General features: G+C 67.6%; 20 protein-coding genes. 13 read left to right on the plus strand and 7 right to left on the minus strand.

The features are described from left to right. Nucleotides 1-347 precede the first annotated feature (347 nt). Nucleotides 348-1,313 (plus strand): RluA family pseudouridine synthase, encoded by a 966-nt coding sequence (locus tag VF329_13040; protein ID HEX7081932.1) that lies wholly within the window; start codon nt 348-350, stop codon nt 1,311-1,313. A gap of 62 nt (nt 1,314-1,375) precedes the next feature. Here the strand turns inward: VF329_13040 and VF329_13045 are convergent, their stop codons facing one another. Further along, the gene (locus tag VF329_13045; protein ID HEX7081933.1) at nt 1,376-1,954 is read right to left on the minus strand and encodes a Maf family nucleotide pyrophosphatase; all 579 of its coding nucleotides are present in this window, start codon (nt 1,952-1,954) and stop codon (nt 1,376-1,378) included. A 92-nt stretch (nt 1,955-2,046) separates the two neighbouring features. Between VF329_13045 and VF329_13050 the strand changes: the two genes are divergently transcribed. The 5 genes from VF329_13050 to VF329_13070 all read left to right on the plus strand — a co-directional run bounded on the left by VF329_13050 (nt 2,047) and on the right by VF329_13070 (nt 6,059). Continuing rightward, nucleotides 2,047-2,523: a YceD family protein gene (locus VF329_13050; protein ID HEX7081934.1), complete on the plus strand. Its 477-nt coding sequence runs from the start codon at nt 2,047-2,049 to the stop codon at nt 2,521-2,523. 47 nt (nt 2,524-2,570) lie between these two features. After that, on the plus strand, nt 2,571-2,762 hold the full coding sequence (gene rpmF / locus VF329_13055; protein ID HEX7081935.1) for a 50S ribosomal protein L32: 192 nt from the start codon (nt 2,571-2,573) through the stop codon (nt 2,760-2,762). A gap of 70 nt (nt 2,763-2,832) precedes the next feature. Further along, nucleotides 2,833-3,861, plus strand: a complete 1,029-nt coding sequence (gene plsX / locus VF329_13060; protein ID HEX7081936.1) for a phosphate acyltransferase PlsX — start codon at nt 2,833-2,835, stop codon at nt 3,859-3,861. Further along, nucleotides 3,846-4,805 carry a beta-ketoacyl-ACP synthase III gene (locus VF329_13065; GenBank protein HEX7081937.1) on the plus strand — a complete coding sequence of 320 codons (960 nt, stop codon included), beginning with the start codon at nt 3,846-3,848 and terminating at the stop codon, nt 4,803-4,805. The genes plsX and VF329_13065 overlap by 16 nt, the downstream gene beginning before the upstream one ends. A gap of 153 nt (nt 4,806-4,958) precedes the next feature. Next, nucleotides 4,959-6,059, plus strand: a complete 1,101-nt coding sequence (locus tag VF329_13070; GenBank protein HEX7081938.1) for a L,D-transpeptidase family protein — start codon at nt 4,959-4,961, stop codon at nt 6,057-6,059. Nucleotides 6,060-6,303: 244 nt separating this feature from the next. Here VF329_13070 and VF329_13075 read toward each other — a convergent pair whose 3' ends face one another. Then, entirely contained in the window at nt 6,304-6,600 is a 297-nt protein-coding gene (locus VF329_13075; protein HEX7081939.1) for an Lpp/OprI family alanine-zipper lipoprotein, read from the minus strand. 189 nt (nt 6,601-6,789) lie between these two features. Between VF329_13075 and VF329_13080 the strand changes: the two genes are divergently transcribed. From VF329_13080 to VF329_13100, 5 genes are all read left to right on the plus strand, one after another. Further along, complete coding sequence (locus VF329_13080) at nt 6,790-6,969, plus strand: hypothetical protein (GenBank protein HEX7081940.1); 180 nt, start codon at nt 6,790-6,792, stop codon at nt 6,967-6,969. Between the two features lie 176 nt (nt 6,970-7,145). Beyond that, nucleotides 7,146-7,757: a transcriptional repressor LexA gene (lexA, locus tag VF329_13085; GenBank protein ID HEX7081941.1), complete on the plus strand. Its 612-nt coding sequence runs from the start codon at nt 7,146-7,148 to the stop codon at nt 7,755-7,757. Nucleotides 7,758-7,759: 2 nt separating this feature from the next. Then, nucleotides 7,760-8,536 (plus strand): translesion DNA synthesis-associated protein ImuA, encoded by a 777-nt coding sequence (imuA, locus tag VF329_13090; GenBank protein HEX7081942.1) that lies wholly within the window; start codon nt 7,760-7,762, stop codon nt 8,534-8,536. Between the two features lie 15 nt (nt 8,537-8,551). Further along, nucleotides 8,552-10,093 (plus strand): DNA polymerase Y family protein, encoded by a 1,542-nt coding sequence (locus tag VF329_13095; GenBank protein HEX7081943.1) that lies wholly within the window; start codon nt 8,552-8,554, stop codon nt 10,091-10,093. Further along, nucleotides 10,093-13,236 carry an error-prone DNA polymerase gene (locus VF329_13100; GenBank protein ID HEX7081944.1) on the plus strand — a complete coding sequence of 1,048 codons (3,144 nt, stop codon included), beginning with the start codon at nt 10,093-10,095 and terminating at the stop codon, nt 13,234-13,236. The genes VF329_13095 and VF329_13100 overlap by 1 nt, the downstream gene beginning before the upstream one ends. A 25-nt stretch (nt 13,237-13,261) precedes the next feature. Here the strand turns inward: VF329_13100 and VF329_13105 are convergent, their stop codons facing one another. From VF329_13105 to gspC, 5 genes are all read right to left on the minus strand, one after another. Continuing rightward, nucleotides 13,262-13,531, minus strand: a complete 270-nt coding sequence (locus VF329_13105) for a hypothetical protein (GenBank protein HEX7081945.1) — start codon at nt 13,529-13,531, stop codon at nt 13,262-13,264. A 149-nt stretch (nt 13,532-13,680) separates the two neighbouring features. Beyond that, nucleotides 13,681-14,895 (minus strand): type II secretion system inner membrane protein GspF, encoded by a 1,215-nt coding sequence (gene gspF, locus VF329_13110; protein HEX7081946.1) that lies wholly within the window; start codon nt 14,893-14,895, stop codon nt 13,681-13,683. Between the two features lie 546 nt (nt 14,896-15,441). Next, a complete protein-coding gene (gene gspE / locus VF329_13115; GenBank protein ID HEX7081947.1) occupies nt 15,442-16,959 on the minus strand; it encodes a type II secretion system ATPase GspE in 1,518 nt (505 codons plus the stop codon). Continuing rightward, the gene (gspD, locus tag VF329_13120) at nt 16,943-18,970 is read right to left on the minus strand and encodes a type II secretion system secretin GspD (protein HEX7081948.1); all 2,028 of its coding nucleotides are present in this window, start codon (nt 18,968-18,970) and stop codon (nt 16,943-16,945) included. Before gspD ends, gspE begins: the two co-directional genes overlap by 17 nt. Before the next feature lie 60 nt (nt 18,971-19,030). Continuing rightward, a complete protein-coding gene (gene gspC, locus VF329_13125; protein HEX7081949.1) occupies nt 19,031-19,963 on the minus strand; it encodes a type II secretion system protein GspC in 933 nt (310 codons plus the stop codon). A 206-nt stretch (nt 19,964-20,169) separates the two neighbouring features. Between gspC and clpS the strand changes: the two genes are divergently transcribed. Both clpS and clpA read left to right on the plus strand, forming a co-directional pair. After that, on the plus strand, nt 20,170-20,499 hold the full coding sequence (clpS, locus tag VF329_13130; GenBank protein HEX7081950.1) for an ATP-dependent Clp protease adapter ClpS: 330 nt from the start codon (nt 20,170-20,172) through the stop codon (nt 20,497-20,499). Then, the gene (clpA, locus tag VF329_13135) at nt 20,499-22,781 is read left to right on the plus strand and encodes an ATP-dependent Clp protease ATP-binding subunit ClpA (GenBank protein ID HEX7081951.1); all 2,283 of its coding nucleotides are present in this window, start codon (nt 20,499-20,501) and stop codon (nt 22,779-22,781) included. Before clpS ends, clpA begins: the two co-directional genes overlap by 1 nt. The last annotated feature ends 21 nt before the right edge of the window (nt 22,782-22,802 follow it).

Here is a 22,802-nt window from a genome sequence, read left to right on the forward strand (position 1 = left end):
CCGTTAGGGGCGGGCCCGGTGCCTGGTACGACAGCCGTGATCCGCGGTGCAGAATGCAAGCAGTATGTGTCGTGAAACCGCCGTGTCATGATTCTGCGGTAGGCTCGAAGTGCTCGATCCGTCAGCGTCTGTGAGCTTCTTCTGCGACGGAGAGCCATGCCCGAGATCGCGGCACCCACTCCGGGTTCGCCGACAACAAAAACTCTATCAACTCAATGGCCGCTCACGATTCCTCACGATGCGGCGGAAATCGGACACGGACCAGCCCTCGCAGGCGGGCCTGCCCAGGGCGAAATCCGTTGGCGGTACTATAACATAGACGCGCTTATGCACAATTTGCAGGTCCAGTGGGCGCATTACGGAGCAAGCCGGCGGTTCAGCACCGGGAGATCGACGCGGAGATTGCCGGGCAGCGCCTCGACAATTTCCTGATCGCCCGCCTGAAAGGGGTGCCCCGAAGCCACGTGTACCGGCTGATTCGCTCGGGGCAGGTGCGGGTCAATTCGGGCCGCGTGACTCCGGGGTACCGGCTGCGCGCGGGCGACCGCGTGCGGGTCCCGCCGGTGGAGCGGGCGGGCCCGGCGGCCGTCCCGGCCGGGCGAGACTCGGTGGAGTGGCTGCGCGACCGGATCATCTACGAGGACCGGCGGCTGCTCGTCGTCGACAAGCCCGCCGGGCTCGCTTCGCACGGCGGCAGCGGCATCCGGCTCGGCTGCATCGAGGCGCTGCGCGTCCTGCGACCGGAGCTGCGGACGCTCGAGCTCGTGCACCGGCTCGATCGCGGGACGTCCGGGTGCCTCCTGGTCGCCAAGCGGCGCAGCGCACTGCGCGCGCTGCACGCCGCGCTGCGCGAAGGCGCCGTGGAGAAGCGCTATCTCGCATTGGTTCGGGGCGCGTGGGAGCACGGCGCCGTCGATCTCGACGCCCCGCTGAAGGCGCATCGCCGCCTCGGCGAGGTGACGGTCACGGTCGACGAGGCCGGGAAGCCCGCGCGAAGCCGGTTCCGCCGGATCGAGGCGTTCGGGCCGCTCGCGTCGCTCGTCGAGGTCACGATCCGAACCGGTCGCACCCACCAGATCCGCGTCCATGCCGCCTGGGCCGGGCACCCGATCGCCGGTGACGAGCGCTACGGCGACGCGGGCTTCGACGCGGAAATGCGTGCGTTCAGCCTGCACCGGATGTTCCTGCACGCCCACGCCGTCGGATTCGACTGGCCCGACAGCGGCGAGCCGTTCGCGGTCAGCGCGCCGCTGCCGCCCGAGCTCGGCGCCGTCCTCCGCGCTCTCCACGAGGCGCGTGCCGCGCGCCCGTGACGCGCGTTCGGCACCGGACGCGCCAAGGCCGGCCCGGATAGGCTTCGTCGGGGCAGGTCGGATCAGGCTCCGAGCGGGTCCAAGCCGGCTTCCCGCAGCGCGCCGGCGAGCCAGATCAGCGGCAGGCCGATCAGCGCCGTCGGGTCGTTCGTGCGGATCGCCTTGAACAGAGCGATGCCGAGCCCCTCGGCCTTGAACCCGCCGGCGCAGTCGTAGGGCCGATCGCGCCGGAGATAGCGGTCGACTCGCTCCCGCGTGAGATCGTCGAAGAGCACTTCCGTGACGTCGACGCTCTCCCATCGCCGGCCGCCGGGTCTCTCGATGACCGCCACGGCCGTATGAAACGCGACGCTGCGGCCGCCGCACGCCAGGAGCTGCTCGACCGCCGCCTCGTGCGTGCCCGGCTTGCGCAGGATGCGTCCTTCGAGGGAAGGGACCTGATCGGCGCCGACCACGATCGCGTCCGCGGCCTGCACGGCCTCGGCCTTCGCCCGCGCGAGCCGTGCGGCGGCCTCGCCCGGCCCCTCGTCCGGCTCGATGCGCTCGTCGACGTTCGGCGCGCAGGTCCGGAACGGCAGGCCGAGCCGCGCAAGCAACTCCGAGCGGTATTTGGAGGTCGAAGCCAGTATCAAGCGCGTCATGTGCGGCCTTTTGTGAGCGTCGTCACGCGAGCGAACTCCGCGCTAACTTGCGGTTTTGACAGGATAATCCTCCACCCCTATGATACGCCGTCATGCCCGCGTCGCTCTATAGCTGGTATGGTGCGCGTGAGCTCGGAGCGCTTGGGGAGCGCGGCGGCGTGGTCGGCGGGGAAATCGAGCTGAACCGCTTCAACCGGCTGACCGAGCTGCTGCAATCGGACAAGGGCACCGTCAAGGCGACGCTCCGCTTTCGACAGGACCCGGGCGGCTGGCTGATAATAGACGTCGAATACGAGACCACGGTGCAACTGCTGTGTCAGCGGTGCCTCGAGCCGCTCGAGTACCCGCTTCGGGACCGAGTGGAGATGGTGCTGCTGGAAAGCGCGTCCCTCGAGAAGCACGTGCCGGATCGGTACGAGCCGCTCGTGCTCGACGACGAGCGGCTGATGCCCGCCATATTGATCGAAGATGAACTTATAATCTCGCTGCCCATCGTCCCCAGGCACGAGCGGCCGGAGGATTGCGGCGGCGCGGGCGCCGGACCGATCGCAGCGGACGAGCTCGGTTGAGCCGAGTCGTCCGCGACGCTTCGAGTTGCAATCAGGAGTATCCGAAAATGGCTGTGCAGAAATCGCGCAAGACGCCGTCGCGGCGGGGTATGCGCCGGTCCCATGACGCGTTGCGAGGCCCGACGCTCGCCGTGGACGCGACGACCGGCGAGACGCATAGGCGTCATCACGTGACGGCCGACGGCTATTACCGCGGCCGCAAGGTCGTCGAAGTTCCTCAGGAAGCCGAAGAGGATTGAGCGCGCCGTTCGCGCTCGCCGTACGTCGACTCCGGGCTCCCACCCCGCGTTCCGTCCGAAGCTTCACTAAATGAACCGCAAGGTCACGATTGCCCTGGACGCGATGGGCGGCGACCGCGGTCCGGACACCGTCGTGCCGGCAGCCCTCGCCACGCTCGAGAAGGACGACTCCGTCAACCTCGTGCTGGTCGGGCTGCCCGAGGTGCTCGAGCGTGCGCGGCGCGAGGGCGGCGAAAACCACGGCGAGCGGCTTCGTTACCGCGCGGCCACCGAGGTCGTGAAGATGGACGAGCCTCCGGGGGACGCGCTGCGGCGGAAGAAGGACTCGTCGATGCGCGTCGCGCTCGAGCTCGTGAAGGCGGGCGAGGCGGACGCGTGCGTCAGCGCCGGCAACACCGGCGCGTTGATGGCCACGGCGCGCTACGTGCTGAAGACGCTGCCCGGCATCGATCGGCCGGCGATCATCTCCGCGCTCCCCGGCGTCACGGGTCCCACCTACATGCTCGATCTCGGCGCGAACGTGGGCTGCACGGCCGAGCACCTGCTGCAGTTCGCGCTGATGGGCTCGGTGATTGCGAGCGACATGCTCGACGTCGAGCGCCCGCGCGTCGGCTTGCTCAACATCGGCCAGGAGGACATCAAGGGCAACGAGGTCGTGCGCGAGGCCGGGGAGCTGCTCGCGCACAGCGGCCTCAACTACATCGGGTTCGTGGAGGGTGACGGCATCTTTCACGCCGACGTCGACGTCGTCGTGACAGACGGGTTCGTCGGCAACGTCGCGTTGAAGACGATGGAGGGCGTTGCGCGGCTGATCGGCGAGTTCATGAAGCAGGAGTTCCACCGCAACGGCCTGCGAGTGCTGCAAGGCGTGGTGGCCAAGTCCGCGCTCGACGCGATAAGTGTGCGGGTGGATCCGCGCCGCTACAACGGTGCGAGCCTCGTCGGTCTGAACGGTGTGGTCTTGAAGAGCCACGGAAGCGCCGACTCGTTCGCGTTCGAGACCGCCGTGCGCACGGCGATCGTCGAAGCCCGAAAAGGCGTGCCGATCCAGATCGGCAAGCTCATCGAGGACCAGCCAGCAGAATGTATTCGCGCATAGCGGCCACCGGGTCGTATCTTCCCGAGCGGGTCCTCACGAACTTCGACCTCGAGCGGATGGTCGATACGTCGGACGAATGGATCCGCAGCCGAACGGGCATCGAGCGGCGCCACATCGCCGGCGAGAGCGAGACGACGAGCGACCTGGCCTACCGGGCCGCCGTCGCGGCGATGGAAAGCGCGGGCGTCGACGGCGGGGACATCGATCTCGTCCTCGTCGGCACGACGACTCCGGATCTCATCTTCCCGAACGTCGGCTGCCTGCTTCAGGAGCGGCTCGGAATTCGCGGCTGCCCCGCTTTCAGCCTCGAGGCCGCCTGCTCCGGCTTCATGTACAGCCTCACGGTCGCCGATCAGATGATCAAAGGCGGCCAGGCGAAGCGGGCGCTGGTCGTCGGCGCAGAGACGATGTCGCGCATCGTCGATTGGAGCGAGCGCGAGACGTGCGTGCTTTTCGGCGACGGCGCCGGCGCGGTGATCCTCGAGGCCGCGGAAGCTCCCGGCATCCTTTACACGAGGCTCGGAGCGGACGGCCGGTTTCGCGATCTGCTCTACGCATCGAACGGCGTCTCGAAGCAGGGCCGGGACTGCGAGCGCGCCGCGCTGCGGATGAAGGGCAACGAGGTGTTCAAGGTCGCCGTGAAGACCCTCGAGACGATGGTCGACGAGGTTCTCGACGCCAACCGCCTCGACAAGGGCCAGATCGACTGGCTCATTCCGCACCAGGCCAACATCCGGATCATCAAGGCCACCGCGAAGCGCTTGCAGCTGCCGATGGAACGCGTCGTGCTGACGGTGGCCGAGCATGGCAACACGTCGGCGGCCTCCGTTCCGCTCGCGCTCGACGCCGCCGTCCGCGACGGGCGCGTGAAGCGCGGCGACCTGCTGCTGCTCGAGGCTTTCGGCGGCGGCTTCACTTGGGGCGCAGGGCTCGTGCGCTACTGACCCCGAGCGGCCCCGCTCCATCATGTCGGGAATCGGGTCGAAGCGCATTTCGGCGCCGCGCCGCGAGACAGCCCGATCGTCGTGTCGGCCCGCGTCGCGCCTGGTGAACGCGGTTCGCTTTTTGCACGCGTCGTGATACGTATAATGGCGGCGATGCGGAAACCGCCCCTTCTCTTGCCGCTGCTGCTCGCGCTCGCCGTATCCGTGGCCGACGCGGCGGAGTACCTTCTGCCGAAGGGTCACGACGTGATCGGGGAGGTCCGTTACGTCACGGCCCGCTACGAGGACACGTTCGTCGCGCTCGCGAGGCAGTACGACCTCGGCTACGAGGAGCTGAAGGACGCGAATCCCGGCGTGGATGCATGGCTGCCGGGAGAGGGCACGCGGATCGTTCTGCCCACGCAGTACGTCCTGCCGCGCGCACCCCGCGAAGGCATCGTCGTCAATGTCGCCGAGCTCAGGCTTTATTACTATCCGGCCGACGCGCCCGACAAGGTCTTCACGTACCCGATCAGCATCGGCCGCCTGGACTGGACGACACCGCTCGGCAAAACGACGGTCGTCGACAAGGCGCGAAACCCGACGTGGTATCCGCCCGAATCGATCCGCGAGGAGCATGCGGCGCGAAACGATCCGCTGCCGGCCGTCGTGCCTCCGGGCCCGGACAACCCGCTCGGGAAGCACGCGTTGTACCTCGGAATCCCCGGGTACCTCATTCACGGCACGAACCGGCCATCGGGCGTCGGAATGCGCGTCACACACGGTTGCGTGCGGATGTTCCCCGAGGACATCGAGGCGCTGTTCGCGCGCGTGCCGATCGGTACGCCGGTCCGGATCGTGAACCAGCCTTACAAGGCCGGCTGGAGCGAGGGCGGCGAGCTCTATTTGGAGGCGCACCCGCCGCTCGCCGAGGAGGTCGAGGCGGGCCGCTGGACGTTGACCGAGCTCACGCGCGAGTTCGTCGCGGCCACCGAAGAGCGCGCCGCGCGCGTCGATTGGGGCCTGGCCGAGAGCGTCATGCGGGACGCGCTCGGCATGCCTTTCGCGGTGTCGCTCGCGGAGCTCGACGGAAGCGGCGCGCTCGCGACGACCGCGTCCGATGACGCGGCCGAGAACGAGTCGGGCCTCGCGAGCAAGCCGGCGAGCGCGCCGGCGGTCGACGCGGCCGTTCCGGCGGCGGAGGCTGTCCTTCCGGCTGCGGAGGCGGCGCTTCCCGCAGCGGACCCGGCCCTTCCCGACGCTGCCGGCTACTGATTCGCTTTCTCTACGCGGTGCCGCCGCCCGAACGGCGCCGGCTCGAACCTCCACCTGCGGCCGTTCGGCCTACGCGCGATCCGACGATGCACCGCACGGGCTCGTTCGGGCGCCGGCTTCGAAGAGCTTTCAGCGAGAAAAAAAAGAGCCGCCAAATGGGCCTTGGCGGCTCTTCTCGAAGACGGGAGGCGGTATCGGGAGTACGTCGCCTTGAAGGCTTTATTCGAGTTGTTCGTTCGCCTGACTACTTGGCCTGCGACTGCTCGAACATCCTGTCGATGCGCTGGCTGTTCGCGTCGCAGCAGGCCTGTGCGGCTTGAGCGGCCTGAAGCGCCTGATTCGCGGTGCTCTGCGCACCGGAAGCAGCCTGACGGGCTTCGTTTGCTGCACGCTGCGCTTGGTCGGCGGCGTTTTGAGCAGCTTCAGCCGCGGCACGGACCTCTTCGAGTTGCTCGGCGGTCACCGAGGCGCAGCCGGTGGCGATTGCCGCTCCGACGATCAGTGCTGCTGCTCGCAGTGCGCCCGTTAACTTCATCGTCATTGAGTATCCCCTGGGTTGGTGGTGGAAAAACACGCGTGATTATTGACTAAAGCGAACGCTACTGCAATTGCGGTTATAAGGGCGTCTCCATAAGCAGACAATTGACTCAACAGAAGTTTTCACCCATCGAAGGGCCGGAGGAGGGGACGTCCGGGGCGTGCCGATGCGCAATTCATCCGCAGGAATTGCGTGGAGGTTGCGATCGAAGGGCGGATCGTTACCCCGCTCACGGAGGCTCGAGTCTTCGAGCTGATCGATCGTCTTGTTCGATGGGGCCGGCGTCGCAGACCGTCATCGAGCGGCTGCATCGACGAGCTGCAGATCGTTGTCAGCAGCTGCAATCGTCTCGAGCATCTGCAGGTCGACTGAGCTTCGACCGGCACGCAGCACCTTCCTCCCTTTCCTGCCGGTGGCATCGGCGGCTGCCGTGCCGCATCGGAGCGTGTCGGGGCGCATGCGGATACGGCCGTTTTCCCCTTGACCGCGCCCTCGACCTGTACATATCATCAGGGTAGGTACCTATACAGGTCAGGGCAGGTCCAGCGATGCGCGAGCTCACCCCACGGCAAAGGCAAATCCTCAACCTGATTCAAAAGGCGATCAGCACTACCGGCATGCCGCCCACGCGGGCGGAGATCGCGCGGCGCTTGAAGTTCCGTTCCGTGAATGCCGCCGAGGAGCATCTTCGGGCACTGGAGCGCAAGGGCGCGATAGAGCTGATACCCGGCACTTCCCGCGGCATTCGGTTGAAGGATTCGCTTCGGGAGCAGATCGGGTTGCCGCTCGTCGGCCGAGTCGCCGCCGGCGCACCGATCCTCGCGGAGGAGAACATCGAGGCCCGTTATCAAATCGATCCGGATCTCTTCAAGCTGCAGCCCCATTTCCTGCTGCGCGTCCACGGCATGAGCATGCGCGACGCCGGCATTCTCGACGGCGATCTCGTCGCGGTGCATCGCACGCCGGAGATCAGAAACAGGCAGATCGTCGTCGCGCGCCTCGAGAACGAGGTCACGGTCAAGCGTTACCGGCACGAAGGTCATCGCGTCTGGCTGCTTCCGGAGAATCCCGAGTTCGAGCCGATCGAGGTGGATCTCCGCGAAGAGTCGCTCACGATCGAAGGCATCGTCGTCGGCGTCGTCAGGCATTCGATGGGGTGACGATGGCGGCAAGCCTCGAAGCGCTCACCGGCCCGCACGTCTGGCGCGGCGCAAGCGGCTGCTCGAGGCGGGCCGTGCTCGCCACCGGCTTCCCCGCGCTCGACGAAACGATCGGCGGCGGCTGGCCTTGGGGCGCGGTCATCGAAATCTTCGTCGCGCGTTACGGCATCGGCGAGCTTCGTTTACTGATGCCGGCGCTGGCCGCCACGAGCCGTTCCGAGGCGGCGAGCGCGGGGTGGATCGTCTGGATTGCGCCGCCTTTCGTGCCGTATGCGCCGGCGCTCGCCAGTCACGGCGTCGACGTGGCGCGCGTTCTGCTGGTGCGGCCGCCGCGTCCGGCTGCGCGCACGTCGAATGGTCTCGAGGGCGCGGCGCGTCCCGGGCCGGCGGCCGGGGAGGAGGCGCTCTGGGCAACCGAGCAGGCGGTGCGCTCGGGCACGAGCGCGGTCGTGCTCGCGTGGGTCGACTCGGCGAACGACAAGGCGCTGCGGCGCTTGCAGCTCTCCGCCGAGGAGCGCGACACGGGGCTCGTGCTATTCCGTCCCGAAGCCGCGTGTGCGCAGCGATCGCCCGCCGCGCTCAGGCTGAGAGTGTCCGCAGACGCCGCAGGCGTCCGGGTCGAAGTGTTGAAGTGCCGCGGCGGTCGGCCCACGACGCTCATTCTCGACCTCTCCTCGTCGGCGTCGAGCGGTTCGTTCTCGCAGCCTGCAGAAGAGGCGGCGCCTTTTTTACCGGGAGTATCGCCGGTCCGTCGGAGTCACCACGATAAAGGGCTCTGACGTCCGCTTTTGGCCATGGCCCCGTTCGCCAAGCCGATTGCTCTTCCGCCTTTCGGAGAGGCTCGCGCCTCTTCGGTCGATGCGCATCCGCCGCTGCGCAAGGTCCAGCTGTGGATCGCGGTGCACTTGCCGGATCTCGCGCTGCGCGCGGCGCAGGCGGCCTCGGCCGATGCGCGGCCGACGATCGTCGTCGAAGCGCTGCGAGGCCGGCTTCGCGTCGTCGCGCTGAACGAAGCGGCCCGATCGAGAGGGATCGGTCCGGGCCTCGATCTGAGCGCCGCCTTCGGGTTCTCGGGCGCGCTTCGCGTGCTCGAGCGTTCTCCGCAAGCCGAGCGTGTGCTGCTCGAAGCGTTGGCCGCCGCATGCTGCCGGTTCACTCCGGCGGTCAGCCTCGAGCCTCCGCAGGCCTTGCTGCTCGAGGTGCTCGCGAGCCTCCGGCTCTTCCGCGGCCTCGAGCGCTTGAAACGGACGCTGGCGTCGGAAATCGCGCGCCGCGGTCTCGACTTTCGTCTCTCGGCCGCGGTCACGCCGCTCGGCGCGCTGTGGCTCGCGCGATGCGGAGGCGGCGATGCCGTCTCGTCGCAGGAGCTGGTCGCGCGCCTCGGGCCCCTGCCGTTGCACGTCACCGGCTGGCCGGAGACGGTCCTCGAGCTCCTCGAAAGCTTCGGTATAGGCACCGTCGGCGAGTGCCTGCGGCTGCCGCGCGGCGGGTTCGCAAGAAGAGTAGGCAAGCGCTATCTCGAGGATCTGGACAAGGCGCTCGGCCGGCATCCGGATTTGCGCACGGGCTTCGAAGCGCCGCGGAGCCTGAGCTTCAAGATCGAGCTGATCGACGAAAGCACGAGCCTGAGCGTCCTCGTCGATGCCGTGACGCGGATGACTGCGCGCCTGGCCGATGAGCTTCGCATTCGGCAAGCTCGGGTCGGCAAGATGCGGCTGCGATTCGAGCACAGGCGGCATCCGGCGAGCATTCACGATCTCGATCTCCTCGAAGCCACCGCCGATCGGTCGAGGCTGCTCGATCTGCTTTGCGACCGGCTCGAGCGCATCGCGCTGCCCGCTCCGGCAACCGCCGTCGTTCTCGAGGCCGGGCCGCTCGAGCCCGTGCGGCCTTCCACCGGCCCGCTGCTCGGAAGGCCGGGCGGGGCGCACGGCGCCGAGACTCACGTCTCGCGCATGCAGCTCGTCGAGCGCCTGCGCGCGCGCTTCGGCGCCGATGCCGTTCACGGGATCGCGCCGGCCGCGGATCACCGCCCGGAGCGCGCATGGATCGCGGTCGTCCCCGGTGCGCCTTGCGGCTCGGCGTCGCCGCCGGTGCCCCATCGGCCGCTGTGGCTCGCTCCCGCTCCGGAGCGTCTCGCTTGCGTCGAAGGCGAGCCGTGCTTTCGCGGCGCGGCACTGCGGCTGCTCGATGGTCCCGAGCGCATCGAGAGCGGCTGGTGGGATGGAGGGATCGCCAGGGACTATTTCGCCGCCGCCGCTCGAAGCGGAGAAAGGCTCTGGATTTACCGTGATCGCACCGCCGGCCATTGGTATCTGCACGGAGTATTCGGCTGATGCGCTACGCGGAGCTCCATGCATTGAGCAACTTCACGTTTCTCCGCGGCGCATCGCATCCGGAGGAGCTGGTCGCCGAGGCCGCGCGTCTCGGCTACGCCGCGCTCGCATTGACCGACGAATGCTCGGTGGCGGGCGTCGTGCGGGCGCTAGCCGCGGCCGAGGAGCACGGGCTGAAGCTCATCGTCGGCAGCGAGCTCGCTTTGCCGGGTGGTATGAAGACGGTCGTGCTCGCGCCGGATCGGGCATCCTACGGCGCGCTGTCGGCGCTCATCACGTGTGCGCGCCGCGCCGCCGAGAAAGGCGGCTACCGGCTCTGCCGCGAAGACTTCGTCCGCTATCTCGAGCCGTCCGATTGCCTGATCCTGTGGGTGCCGTCGGCGTCCCCGGACGCCGAAGCGGGCGCGTGGCTGAAGGAGCGCTTCGAAGGCCGAGTCTGGCTCGCCGTCGAGCTGCACCGCGACGCGGGCGACCGCGAGAAGCTCGCGCGCCTCCGCCACACAGCCGCGGCGCTCGGTTTGCCGATGACGGCCGCCGGCGACGTTCACATGCACGAGCGCGGCCGGCGCGCGCTTCAGGACACGTTGACCGCGATACGCCTGAAGACGCCGGTCGACCGGCTCGGCTTCGATGCGTATCCGAACGGCGAGCGGCACCTGCGGCCGCTCTCCGAGCTCGCGCAGCTTTACCCCGAAGCGTTGCTCGAGGAAACCGTCGAGATCGCCGATCGCGTGAGCTTCTCGCTGCGCGAGCTGCGCTACGAATATCCGTACGAGCTCGTGCCGGAGAACGAGACGCCGGCGAGTCATCTGCGGGCGTTGACCGAGAAAGGCATGCGTCGGCGCTGGCCTTCGGGGGCGCCGGAGAAGGTCCGCCGCCTCGTCGAGCACGAGCTCGAGCTGATTCGCGCGCTCGAGTACGAGCCGTATTTTCTCACCGTGTACGACATCGTCGAGTTCGCACGCAGCCGCGGCATTCTGTGCCAGGGCAGGGGCTCCGCCGCGAACTCCGCCGTCTGCTACTGCTTGGGGATCACCGAGGTCGATCCTTCCCGCATGGAGATGCTCGTCGAGCGGTTCATCTCGAAGGAGCGCAACGAGCCGCCCGACATCGACGTCGATTTCGAGCATGAGCGCCGGGAGGAAGTCATTCAGTACATCTACCGGAAGTATTCGCGCGAGCGCGCCGCGCTCGCCGCTACGGTCATCACCTACCGCGCGCGCAGCGCCGTGCGCGACGTCGGCAAGGCGCTCGGCTTCGACGACGTGCAGGTGAACACGCTCGCGAAGTCCCTGCATTGGTGGGACGGCCGCCGCATCGATGCCGATCGCGTGAAGGAAGCCGGCCTCGATCCGGAAAGCCCGCGGCTGCGCATGCTCGGTGCTCTGGTCGCTCAGCTGATCGGCTTCCCGCGCCACCTCTCGCAGCACGTCGGCGGCTTCGTGATCTCGCACGGCGCGCTCAATCGGCTCGTGCCGATCGAGAACGCGGCGATGCCGGAGCGCACCGTCATCCAATGGGACAAGGACGATCTCGAGGAGCTCGGGCTGCTCAAGATCGACGTGCTCGGCCTCGGCATGCTGACGGCGATCCGGCGCAGCTTCGAGCTGATCGACGCCTTCTACGGAAAGAAGAAGGTGCCGGACACCGGCGAAAAAAGGTGTCAGACACCTTCTTCCTCCGCGAGGGCGGCGATGCTGCCGATGTCGATCGCGAAGATTCCGGCCGAGGACCCGGCCGTTTATCGCATGATCTCGAAGGCCGACACGATCGGCGTCTTTCAGATCGAGTCGCGCGCGCAGATGGCGATGCTGCCGCGGCTGAAGCCCCGCTGCTATTACGATCTCGTGATCGAGGTCGCGATCATTCGTCCCGGGCCGATTCAAGGCGACATGGTGCATCCTTATCTTCGCCGCCGTAACGGCGAAGAGGAGGTCGACTATCCCAGCCCGGAGGTACGCAAGGTTCTGGAGCGTACGCTCGGCGTGCCGATCTTCCAGGAGCAGGTCATGCAGCTCGCGATCGTCGCGGCCGGCTTCTCGCCGGGCGAGGCCGATCAGCTGCGCCGGGCGATGGCCGCTTGGCGGCGGCGCGGCGATCTCACGTTCTTCGAGCAGCGGCTGATCCGAGGCATGCGCGACCGCGGCTACTCGGAAGAGTTCGCCACGCGCCTGTTCAATCAGATTCAAGGCTTCGGCGAATACGGGTTCCCCGAGTCGCACGCCGCGAGCTTCGCGCTGCTCGTCTACGTTTCCGCGTGGCTCAAGTGCCACGAGCCCGCCGCGTTCTTCTGCGCGCTTCTGAACAGTCAGCCGATGGGCTTCTACGCGCCTGCGCAGCTGCTCCGCGCCGCGCGCGTGCAAGGCGTCGTGGTCATGCCGGTCGACGTCACGGCGAGCGACGTAGAGTCGACGCTCGAGGCGGATGAGCGCGGCGAGCCCGGCATTCGGCTCGGCTTCGATCGGGTGAAGGGGCTGACGGTCAAGGCCGCGGAGCGCATCACGGCCGCACGCCGCGCCGCGCCTTTCACGGACGTGAGCGATCTCGCCCGCCGCGCGGGCCTCGACGCGAAGGATCTCGGCGCATTGGCGGCGGCCGGCGCGTTGAAGCCGCTTGCGGCGCACCGCCACCGCGCCCGGTGGGAGGTCGCGGGCGTCGAGAAGGAGTCGCCGCTGCTCGGCGATGCGCCGATCCCGGAGGGTATTCCGATGTTGAGGCGTCCGTCCGAAGGCGAGGACATCGCTGCCGACTACCGCCGACTCGGCTTTACGCTCGGCCGCCATCCGCTCGCATTGCTGCGCGCGCGGCTCGTGCGGATGGGCTTACGGTCCGCCGCCGAAGTCCACGCCCTCGATGACGGCGAGCGCGTGCATGCCGCGGGTATCGTCATCACGCGGCAGCGCCCGTCGAGCGCTTCGGGCGTGATCTTCGTCACGCTGGAGGACGAGACCGGCTATCTGAACCTGATCGTTTGGGCTCGCGTGGCTGAACGGGAGCGCCGGCCGCTTCTCGGAGCCCGGCTGCTCGGGGTCACGGGGCGTGTGCAGAAGGAGGGAGAGGTGCTGCACGTGATCGCGGAACGGCTCTACGACTACAGCCCCTTGCTCGGCGGAGTCGAGACCGATGCGAGGAATTTCCGCTGATCCCCGTGCGGCGTCTCTCCGGCACTCAGATCTCGTAGTCTTCGAAATCCTCCAGCTCTCTTCTCGCTCGTCTTTGCTCCATCAGCTCCTCGAGACGGCGTCGCGTAGCGGCTTCCTTGCCGAGCTGATGCGCGATGCCCTGAATCTCGAGCTCTTGAATCAGTTCTTCGACGTTGATCTCGACCGACGCGTCACCCACGTTGTCGGTAACCTCTTCGACCTCGTCTTCTTCCTCGCTTTCGGCGGACTCGTCTTCCTTCAGGTCGTCTTCCGGTTCCGACTCGTCGCGTTTCATCACTCCCTCCCAGATCAATGAGCCGGTATACCCTTGCCGAATCGGCGCTGTTATAAACCTAAGGTAAGACCTTGGCAATATCCTCGCAAGGCGTCTTCGCACTAGGTTTTGAAGCGCGTCACAATGCCTACGGGGCGCCGTCTGGAGCGTCAGCCGATGAGCTGATTGATCTGAAAAATCGGCAGCAGAATTGCCATGACGATCGCCAGCACGATGAGTCCCATCACGACGATCAGGGCCGGCTCGAGCACGCTCAGCAACGCGCCGAGTAATCCGTCCATTTCACTTTCCTGGTGCGCGGCCGCCCGTTCGAGCATCCGATCGAGCTCACCGCTCGACTCGCCGCTCGAGATGAGGTGAATGCTCATCGGCGGGAAGAGCTTCGACTGCCCGAGCGATCGGCCGATCGCGCCGCCTTCGCTGACGCGCACGGCCGCGTCTTGAACGGCGTCGCGCATCGGCAGGCTCGTGACCACCGAGGCGCTGATCCGCAGCGCCTCGAGGACGGGCACGCCGCTCGATGTGAGGATGCTCAACGTGCGCGTGAAGCGCGCGGTGTTGAGGCCGCGGTGCACGCGGCCGACGACGGGCGTCTTCAGCATCCACCGGTGCAGCTTGCGGCGCGCCGCTTCGGTCCGCAGTATCCGCCTCACGCCGATTACGGCCAGCACGATCGCTGCGAGAACCGCGAACCACCAGTTTTGCAGGAAGGTCGAAAGCGCGATCAGCGCGCGGGTCAGCAAGGGCAGGGTCTGCCCGGTGTTCTCGAACACGCCGACGACCTTCGGCACGACGTAGATCAGCATCAGCACGATGATCGCGAGCGCGAGCGAGGTCAGCACGATCGGATAAATCATGGCGTGGCTGACCTTTTGGCGCAGGCCGTGGCGCGACTCGGTGTAGTCGGCGAGGCGCTCGAGGACGGCGTCGAGGCGCCCGGCCTGCTCGCCGGCCGAGACGGTCGCACGGTACACGTTCGGGAATGCGTGCGGGAAGTCCTCGAGGCCGGTCGCGAGCGAGTGACCTTCGAGCACCTTTGCGCGCACGCCGAGGACGATGCTCTTCAGGCGGGCTTTCTCGGTTTGCTCGCTGACGGCGAGGAGCGCTTCCTCGAGCGGCAGGCCCGCGCGGAGCAGCGTCGCGAGCTGCCGCGTGAGCAGGGCGAGATCGAGCGTGGACATGCCGCGGCGCAGCGGCAGCGCGCGCGACTTGGCGCGCTCGCGCGATTCGACTTCGGCGACGTCGACCGGCAGCAGCTCGCGCTCGCGCAGCAGCTGCCGGACGTGCCGCGGCGTGTCGCCCTCGAGGACGCCCTTGTGCTCCTTGCCGCTCGCGTCGACGGCGACGTACTGATACGCGCCCATCAGCCGCACCCCTCCGGGCATCGCCGATGCAGAGTGCCCGGTGTCTCGGGTTCCCTTAGTTCGGGGCGGCGCGTCTTGGGTTCCCCTCGTTCGGGGCCCGGGAGCCGGCATGTCTCCAGCTTTCCGGGACCGCCGCAAGTACGTCCCTGTAGGCTCGCTCGCGCGCGTCCCTGCGCGCGAGCGCCCCGGAAAGCCGGAGACATACCGACTCCCGGGCGCGCCAGCGTCTTGCGGATGCCCTTCGGTTGTGTGATCCCCGCCGCGAAACCGTCGCGCGGGCAGGAAGGCGTCGCGGTGTCCGATAGGGCGCGCGTGCGCGAATCGCTTGCCGCGACGTCGAGCCGTGGGGACCACATCGGTATCGGTACCGGCGGCGTGTGACGGTGTCGCGTCCGGGAGGCGTACGGCGTGATGCTTTCCGGGACGCTCGCGCGCAGGGACGCGCGCGAGCGAGCCCCCAGGGATGGGTTCACGGCGGTCCCGGAAAGCATCACGCCGTGCGCCTCCCGGACCCCGGATGCACCACCGTCACAGACGCCGGGCGCATCAGTCGCTCCGGGTGACGCGCAGCACTTCCTCGAGCGTGGTGGTGCCGGCGAGAACCTTGCGGACGCCGTCCTCGCGGATGCTGGGGCCGCGCGTGCGCGCATACTGCTCGAGCTCGTGCTCGCCGGCGCCGTCGTGGATCATCGTGCGCATGCGCCCGTCCACGGTGATCAGCTCGTAGATGCCCGTGCGTCCCTGGTAGCCCGCATCCGCTTCCGGCGGCCGGTACAACGTCGGCGGATCGCTCGGATCCATGCCGAGCAGCCGGCACTCGTATTCGCTCGCCGTGTACGGCTCGCGGGTTGCCGGATCGAGCACGCGCACGAGCCGCTGCGCGAGCACGCCGATCAGGCTCGACGACAGCAGGAACGGCTCGACCCCCATGTCGCGCAGCCGAGTCACCGCGCCCACCGCCGTGTTCGTATGCAGGGTCGACAGCACCAGATGGCCCGTCAAGCTCGCCTGCACGGCGATCTCGGCCGTCTCGAGATCGCGGATCTCGCCGACCATCACGACGTCCGGATCCTGGCGGAGGATCGCGCGAAGCCCGCGGGCGAACGTCATGTCCACTTTCGTGTTCACCTGCGTCTGGCCGATGCCGTCGATGTGGTACTCGATCGGATCCTCGACGGTGAGGATGTTGCGGCTCGCATCGTTGATGCGCTCGAGCGCGGCGTAGAGCGTCGTCGTCTTGCCGGAGCCCGTGGGCCCGGTCACGAGCAGGATGCCGTGCGGCCGATGGATCAGCTCATCCATGGCCTTCTGATCCTCGGCCGACATTCCGAGGTGCTCGAGCGTCAGGCGGCCGGCCTGCTTGTCGAGCAGACGAAGCACGACGCGCTCGCCGTGGCCGGAGGGGATCGTGGACACGCGCACGTCGACCGCACGGCCGGCGATCCGCAGAGAGATCCGCCCGTCCTGCGGCAGCCGCTTCTCGGCGATGTCGAGCTTCGACATCACCTTGATGCGCGACACGACGAGCGGCGCGACCGCCCGCCGCGACTGGAGCGCCTCCTTCAGTACCCCGTCGATTCGGAAGCGGACGACGAGCCGATTCTCGTAGGGCTCGATGTGGATGTCCGACGCGTTGTCCTTCACGGCTTGCGTGAGGAGCGCGTTGATCAGCCTGATGATCGGCGCTTCGTCGTCGCTGTCCAGAAGATCCGAAGGCTCCGGCAGCTGCTGCGCGACGGCAAAGAGATCGGTATCGTCGTCGAGGCCTTCGACCATCGTCATCGCGGCGCCGCTCTCGTACGCCGCTTGCAGGCGCAGATCGAAGCTCTCCGCATCGACTCGCGTGAACCTCACCGGAATTCCGACGAAGCGCCGCACCTCGGCAAGGCTGAGCGGCGACGCGCCTTCCCGATAGATCGCCTGCGCCCGGCCGTCGTCGACGTCCTGGATCAGCACGCCGTGCCGCTTCGCGAACGCGAACGGCAGGCGCCGCGGCCGCGGCGTCTCGACGGCCGCAGAGGCCTCGGGGACCGGAACGACGGCGGGATCAGGGTTCGTTGCCATCGTCCGGTTCCGTGCCTTCCGGCTCGTCGGCCTCGCCCGGCGGCGGCGCAGCCTCGTCCGTCGGCGCCTCCGGAGGCTGGCCGGCCGGCGGCTGGCCGGCCGGAAGCTCCGGCAGCACCGGACGTGATTCCTCGCGCATCAGCCGCACGCGTTCCTCCGCCTGCTGCCGTTGCAGCTCGCGGATGTAGTCGTACTTCTCATTCGTCAGCGAGTTGGCTTGTATGCTGTCGCGCAGAATCCGCGGGCGGATGAAAACCATCAGATTCGTCTTGACGCGCTCGGTGTTGCGAGCGCGGAAAAGCCACCCGAGGCCGGGGATGCGGCCGAGACCCGGCACGCGCTGCTCGCTTTCCCGAAGCTGGTTATCGATGAGCCCGCCGAGCACGAGAATGTCGCCGTCCTCGACGAAAACGGACGTCGTGATCGTGCGGTTGTTCGTGACGAGATCCACTGCGCCGCCCGCGCCGGGGCTGAGGCTCGACTGCTCCTGCTCGATCGTGAGCTTCACGCCGCTGCCTTCGTTGATCTGCGGAATGATCCGCAGGCGCGTGCCCACTTGCTCTCGCGTGATGGTCTGAAACGGATTGATCGCGCCGTCGGACGTGCCGGTGTTCGTGAATTGCCCGGTGAGGAACGGCACCTCTTGTCCGACCGAGATCTCGGCTTCCTCGTTGTCGAGGACGGTGATCTGCGGCGTCGCGATGATGTTCGTGGAGCCGTCGCCGCGCAGCGCCGAAAGCAGCGCCGCCCAGCTCGTGCCCGTGTCAGTGATCTTGCCGACGCCCGTGAGGATGCCGTCCGGGATCACGTCGATCGACGGCGTGTCGCCCTGCGCGGCGACGCCGAGCTGCGGGAGGCCGCGGACCGTCGCTCCGAAGTTCGTCAGCCCGATGGGGGCATCGTCCTCGTCGGCGACGATCCAGGTCACGCCGAGCTCGGCCGCCTTCTCCTCCGTGAGCTCGACGATGATCGCGTCGACCGCGACCTGCGCGCGGCGGATGTCGATCTGGTCGATCACGGCCATCATGTCCTGCATGACTCTCGCCGGCGCGCTCATCACGAGCGCGTTCGTCGCGGGGTCGGCCCAGATGCTGACCGGACCTTCGGCCGCGGGCGGCGCACCGCCCTCGCCCCCCGCGGCGGCCGGGGCACCCGCGCCGAACTGCGTCTGCAGGCGCATCGCGAGCTCCTCGGCGTCCGCGTAGTTGAGATATCGGACCCGCGTGTCGCCGCCGCCCTCGGTCGGCGCGTCGAGATAGGCGATCAGGGCGCGATAGCGCATGCGGTCGGACTCGGAGCCGCTCAATAGAATGCTGTTCGTCCGCTCGTCGGCGATGATCTGCGCCATCGCCGCACCGCCGCCGGCCTGCGCCGCCTGGGTCAGCGTCATCAAGGTCTGCGCGACCTCACCGGCGAAGGCGTTCTCGAGCGGAATGACCTCGACGTCCGACACGGCTTCCTGATCGATGCGCTCGATGATGCGGAGCAGCCGCTGGACGTTCGACGCCCGGTCGACGATGACGAGGACGTTGGCGCCCGGCGGCGCGGCCAAGTGAGCGTATTGGGGCTGCATCGGGCGGAGGATGGGTACGAGCGTCGGCGCGGCGACGTTGTCGACGCGCACCACCTGCGTGATCAGCTCTTCGCCTTCCGCCTCGGCGGCCCCGCCCGGAAGCTGACGGGCGTTCACGTCCGGCACGATCTTCGTGACGGAGCCTTCCTCGACCGCGATGAAGCCGTGGACCGCGAGGGTGGCGAGAAACGCCTCGTAGAAAGCTTCCGGCGACATCGGCGTGTTCGAGATCAGCGTGACCTGAGCGCGCACCCGAGGATCGATGAGGAAGTTCCGTCCGGTGACGGCGCCCACGGCCTCGATCACCTGGCGCAAATCCGTGTCCCGGTAGTTCGGCGTCAGCAGTTGCGCGTGCGCGGCGCCGGCCGCGACGGCGGCGAGGACGAGAAACGTCGAGCGCAAGCCGGCGCCGGCGCGCAGCGCGCTCGCCGCGTTCACGTGCCGCCCCTCGATTTCAAGATCGGATCCATGATCGTGCCCCCATGCTCTACGTAAGTTCTACTGCCTGTCCTGTGCGAGGCTCTGAAGCTGCGTGGTGTCGATGACCATCACGTTCGGGACGCCGTCCCGAAGGACCGTGATGTTCGCTTGCGTCGACTCTCCGAGCGCCTCGAACACCTGGAGCGCACGGCTCGGATCGTCGAGGACGATGCCGTTGATGTCGGTGACGATGTCGCCCGGCATCAGCCCCAGCGCCTCGAACGTCTCCCGGTCGCGGCCGGGATTGATCCGGAACCCTACCATCTGGCCGCCTTCGACGTGCGGGGCCATTCGCATGATGTCGGTCAATCGCGACGCGTTGTCGCTCAGCACGGTGCGCAGCGACGCGTCCTCTTCGGCCGCCGGGCGCGGCGTTGCAAGCCGCGCGGCGGCGGGACCCGTGCCCGTGGTCGGCGTCTCCTTCGGCAGGCGCAGCGTTTCGAGCCGGCCGCCTCGGCTCAAGATCACCCGATCGCCGTAAACGGCCTGCAGCGTCGCGCCGTTCGTGCCGTCGATCGCTTGCCCGATCCCGTACTTTTTCTCCTGGTCCCGGCCGCTTGCGATGATCGCGTATCCGCCGCCGCCTTCGCCGCCGGCGATTACGCCCGTCAAGCGGATGCTGAGCGTCGTGTCCGGCGCCTCGACTTCGGCCGGGATCGGCGCGGCAGGGGCCTCGGCCGGCGCTTCGCCGAAGAGGTGCGCGCCCTCCAAGGCGGCGAAACGCGCGGCCGAAATCTCCTCCGCTCCGGCGGCCGGCTGAACGATTACCGGCGCCGGACGGTCGAAGGTGTGATGCGGCACCACCGTCCATGTGAGCGCTGCGAGCTGACGGGCGATCACGAGCACGAGGGCAGCGGTGACTATCGGCGGCCCGAAGCGATTGACCGCCCGCACCCAGTGCTCCGGAGAGCGCTCCTTCAGGAGGGTCAGCGTTCTTGCGACGTCGATCACGATCCGTCCGCTCCTTCCCTCGCCGGCAGGTGAGGAATCATAGGCAGCCGGGCGTGTCGTCTACAAGTCGTCGTTAAACGACAAGTGCCTGAATTTAATGCCACTTGCGCTGTCATATAGGCAGCGGTCGGAACGCCTCGCCCGAACATTGCGAGGTGCCGAATCCGTCTGTAAATTGAGTGAGGAAGGTCGATAGAATTCCGCGTATGTCCGACGAGCGATTGAAACCGGGCAGGGACGACGACCACGGGCTCGCGATAGAGGAGGCTCGCCCTCTCCTGAAACGCCCGCCGTTGTACCGCGTCATTCTACTCAATGACGATTACACCCCGATGGAATTCGTCGTGCAGGTGCTGCAGAAAGTCTTCTCGCTCGACCGCAACACGGCGACCCGCATCATGCTGGAGGTCCACACGAAGGGGAAGGGTGTCTGCGGCGTCTACACCTATGAAATAGCGGAAACAAAGGTTGCTCAGGTCACCGGCATGGCCCAGCAGCATCAACATCCGCTGCTCTGTACGATGGAAGAAACCTGATGCTCTCGAGCGAACTCGAATACTGCCTCAACGAGGCGTTCCAGCGGTCACGCGAGGAACGCCACGAATACATCACCGTCGAGCACTTGCTGCTGGCGCTGCTCGACGTCCCGCAAGTCATCGAGATCTTACGGGCCTGCGGCGCGGATATCACACGGCTGCGGCAGGAGCTCACCGATTTCATCGACGATTCCACCCCCCGGCTGCGGGCCGACGAGGACGAAGACGTCGACGTCCAGCCCACGCTGGGGTTCCAGCGCGTGCTCCAGCGGGCCGTCTTCCACGTTCAGTCGAGCGGCAAGAAGGAGGTCACGCCGGTCAACGTGCTGGTGGCGGTCTTCAGCGAGAAGCAGTCGCAGGCGGTCTATTTCCTCGGGCTCCAGGACATCTCGAGGCTCGACGTCGTGAATTACGTCTCCCACGGCGTCGCGAAGCTGCACGACGACAAGGCCGAGACGGAGCGCACGATCGGCGGCCCCGAGGGCCGCGGCGGCGCCGAGCCGAGCGCGCTCGAGCGCTTCACCACGAACCTGAACGCGCAGGCGGAGGCCGGCAAGATCGATCCGCTGATCGGCCGCGAGCTCGAGATCGAGCGCACCGTCCAGATTCTGTGCCGGCGGCGCAAGAACAACCCGCTGTTCGTCGGCGAGGCCGGCGTCGGCAAGACCGCGCTCGCCGAAGGGCTCGCGCGGCTCATCGTCGAGGGGCGGGTGCCCGAGGTTCTGTCCGAATGCACGATCTATGCGCTCGACATGGGCTCGCTGATCGCCGGCACGAAGTACCGCGGCGACTTCGAGAAGCGGCTCAAAGGCGTCGTCGCGGAGCTGAAAAAGCAGCCCGGCGCAATTCTCTTCATCGACGAGATCCACACTCTGATCGGCGCCGGCGCGGCGTCCGGCGGCGTGATGGACGCGTCGAATCTGATCAAGCCGGTGCTCGCGAACGGCGACCTGCGCTGCATCGGCTCCACCACGTACACCGAATTCCGCAACATCTTCGAGAAGGATCATGCGCTCGCGCGCCGCTTTCAGAAGATCGACGTGCCGGAGCCTTCGATCGAGGAGACCGTCGAGATCCTGCGCGGGCTGAAGACGCGGTTCGAGGAGCACCACGGCGTCGTCTATGAGGACGAAGCGCTGCGCGCGGCCGCCGAGCTCTCGAGCAAGCACATCAACGACCGGCACTTGCCCGACAAGGCGATCGACGTCATCGACGAGGCCGGCGCGCACTGCCGGCTCCAGCCGCCGGAATCGCGCCGGCTGGTCGTCGACGTCGAGGTCATTCAGAACATCGTCGCGAAGATGGCTCGGATCCCGCCGAAGACCGTCTCGGCGTCGGATCGCGACGTGCTGCGCAACCTCGACCGCGATCTCAAGCTCGTGATCTTCGGTCAGGACGAGGCCATCGAGGCGCTCGCGTCCGCGATCAAGATGTCGCGATCGGGCCTCGGCGACGAGCGTCGGCCCGTGGGCTCGTTCCTGTTCTCGGGGCCGACGGGCGTCGGCAAGACCGAGGTCACCCGGCAGCTCGCGCTCACGATGGGCGTCGAGCTCGTGCGCTTCGACATGTCCGAGTACATGGAGCGGCACACGGTCTCACGGCTGATCGGCGCGCCGCCCGGGTATGTCGGCTTCGATCAGGGCGGGCTGCTGACGGAGGCGATCACGAAGAATCCGCACTGCGTGCTGCTGCTCGACGAGATCGAGAAGGCTCATCCCGAGGTCTTCAACCTGCTGCTTCAGGTCATGGACCACGGCACGCTCACCGACAACAACGGCCGCAAGGCGGATTTCCGCAACGTCACGATCGTCATGACGACGAATGCGGGCGCGCAGGAGATGAGCCGAGCGTCGGTCGGGTTCACGCAGCAGGACCATACGTCCGACGCGATGGAAGTGATCAAGCGGCTGTTCACGCCCGAGTTCCGCAACCGCCTCGACGCGATCATCCAGTTCAAGCCGCTCGACGAGAAGTCGATCGCGCGCGTCGTCGACAAGCTCATCCTCGAGCTCGAGGCGCAGCTCGACAAGAACAACGTCACGATCGAGCTCGAGCCGGCCGCTCGCGCGTGGATTGCCGAGCGCGGCTACGACGAGAAGATGGGCGCGCGGCCGATGGCGCGCGTGATCCAGCAGCACATCAAGCGTCCGCTCGCGGAGGAGCTCCTGTTCGGCAAGCTCGTCGACGGCGGCCACGTGCGCGTCGACGTCGCTCCGGACGAGGAGACCCTCGTGCTTCTGCCGGAGCCTGCGACCCGCGAGCTCGAGCATTTGCCGGAATAGACGTGAGCGCCGAGGCGGTCA

It is taken from the genome of Gammaproteobacteria bacterium (assembly GCA_036381015.1).
Classification (GTDB): domain Bacteria; phylum Pseudomonadota; class Gammaproteobacteria; order Steroidobacterales; family Rariloculaceae; genus ZC4RG20.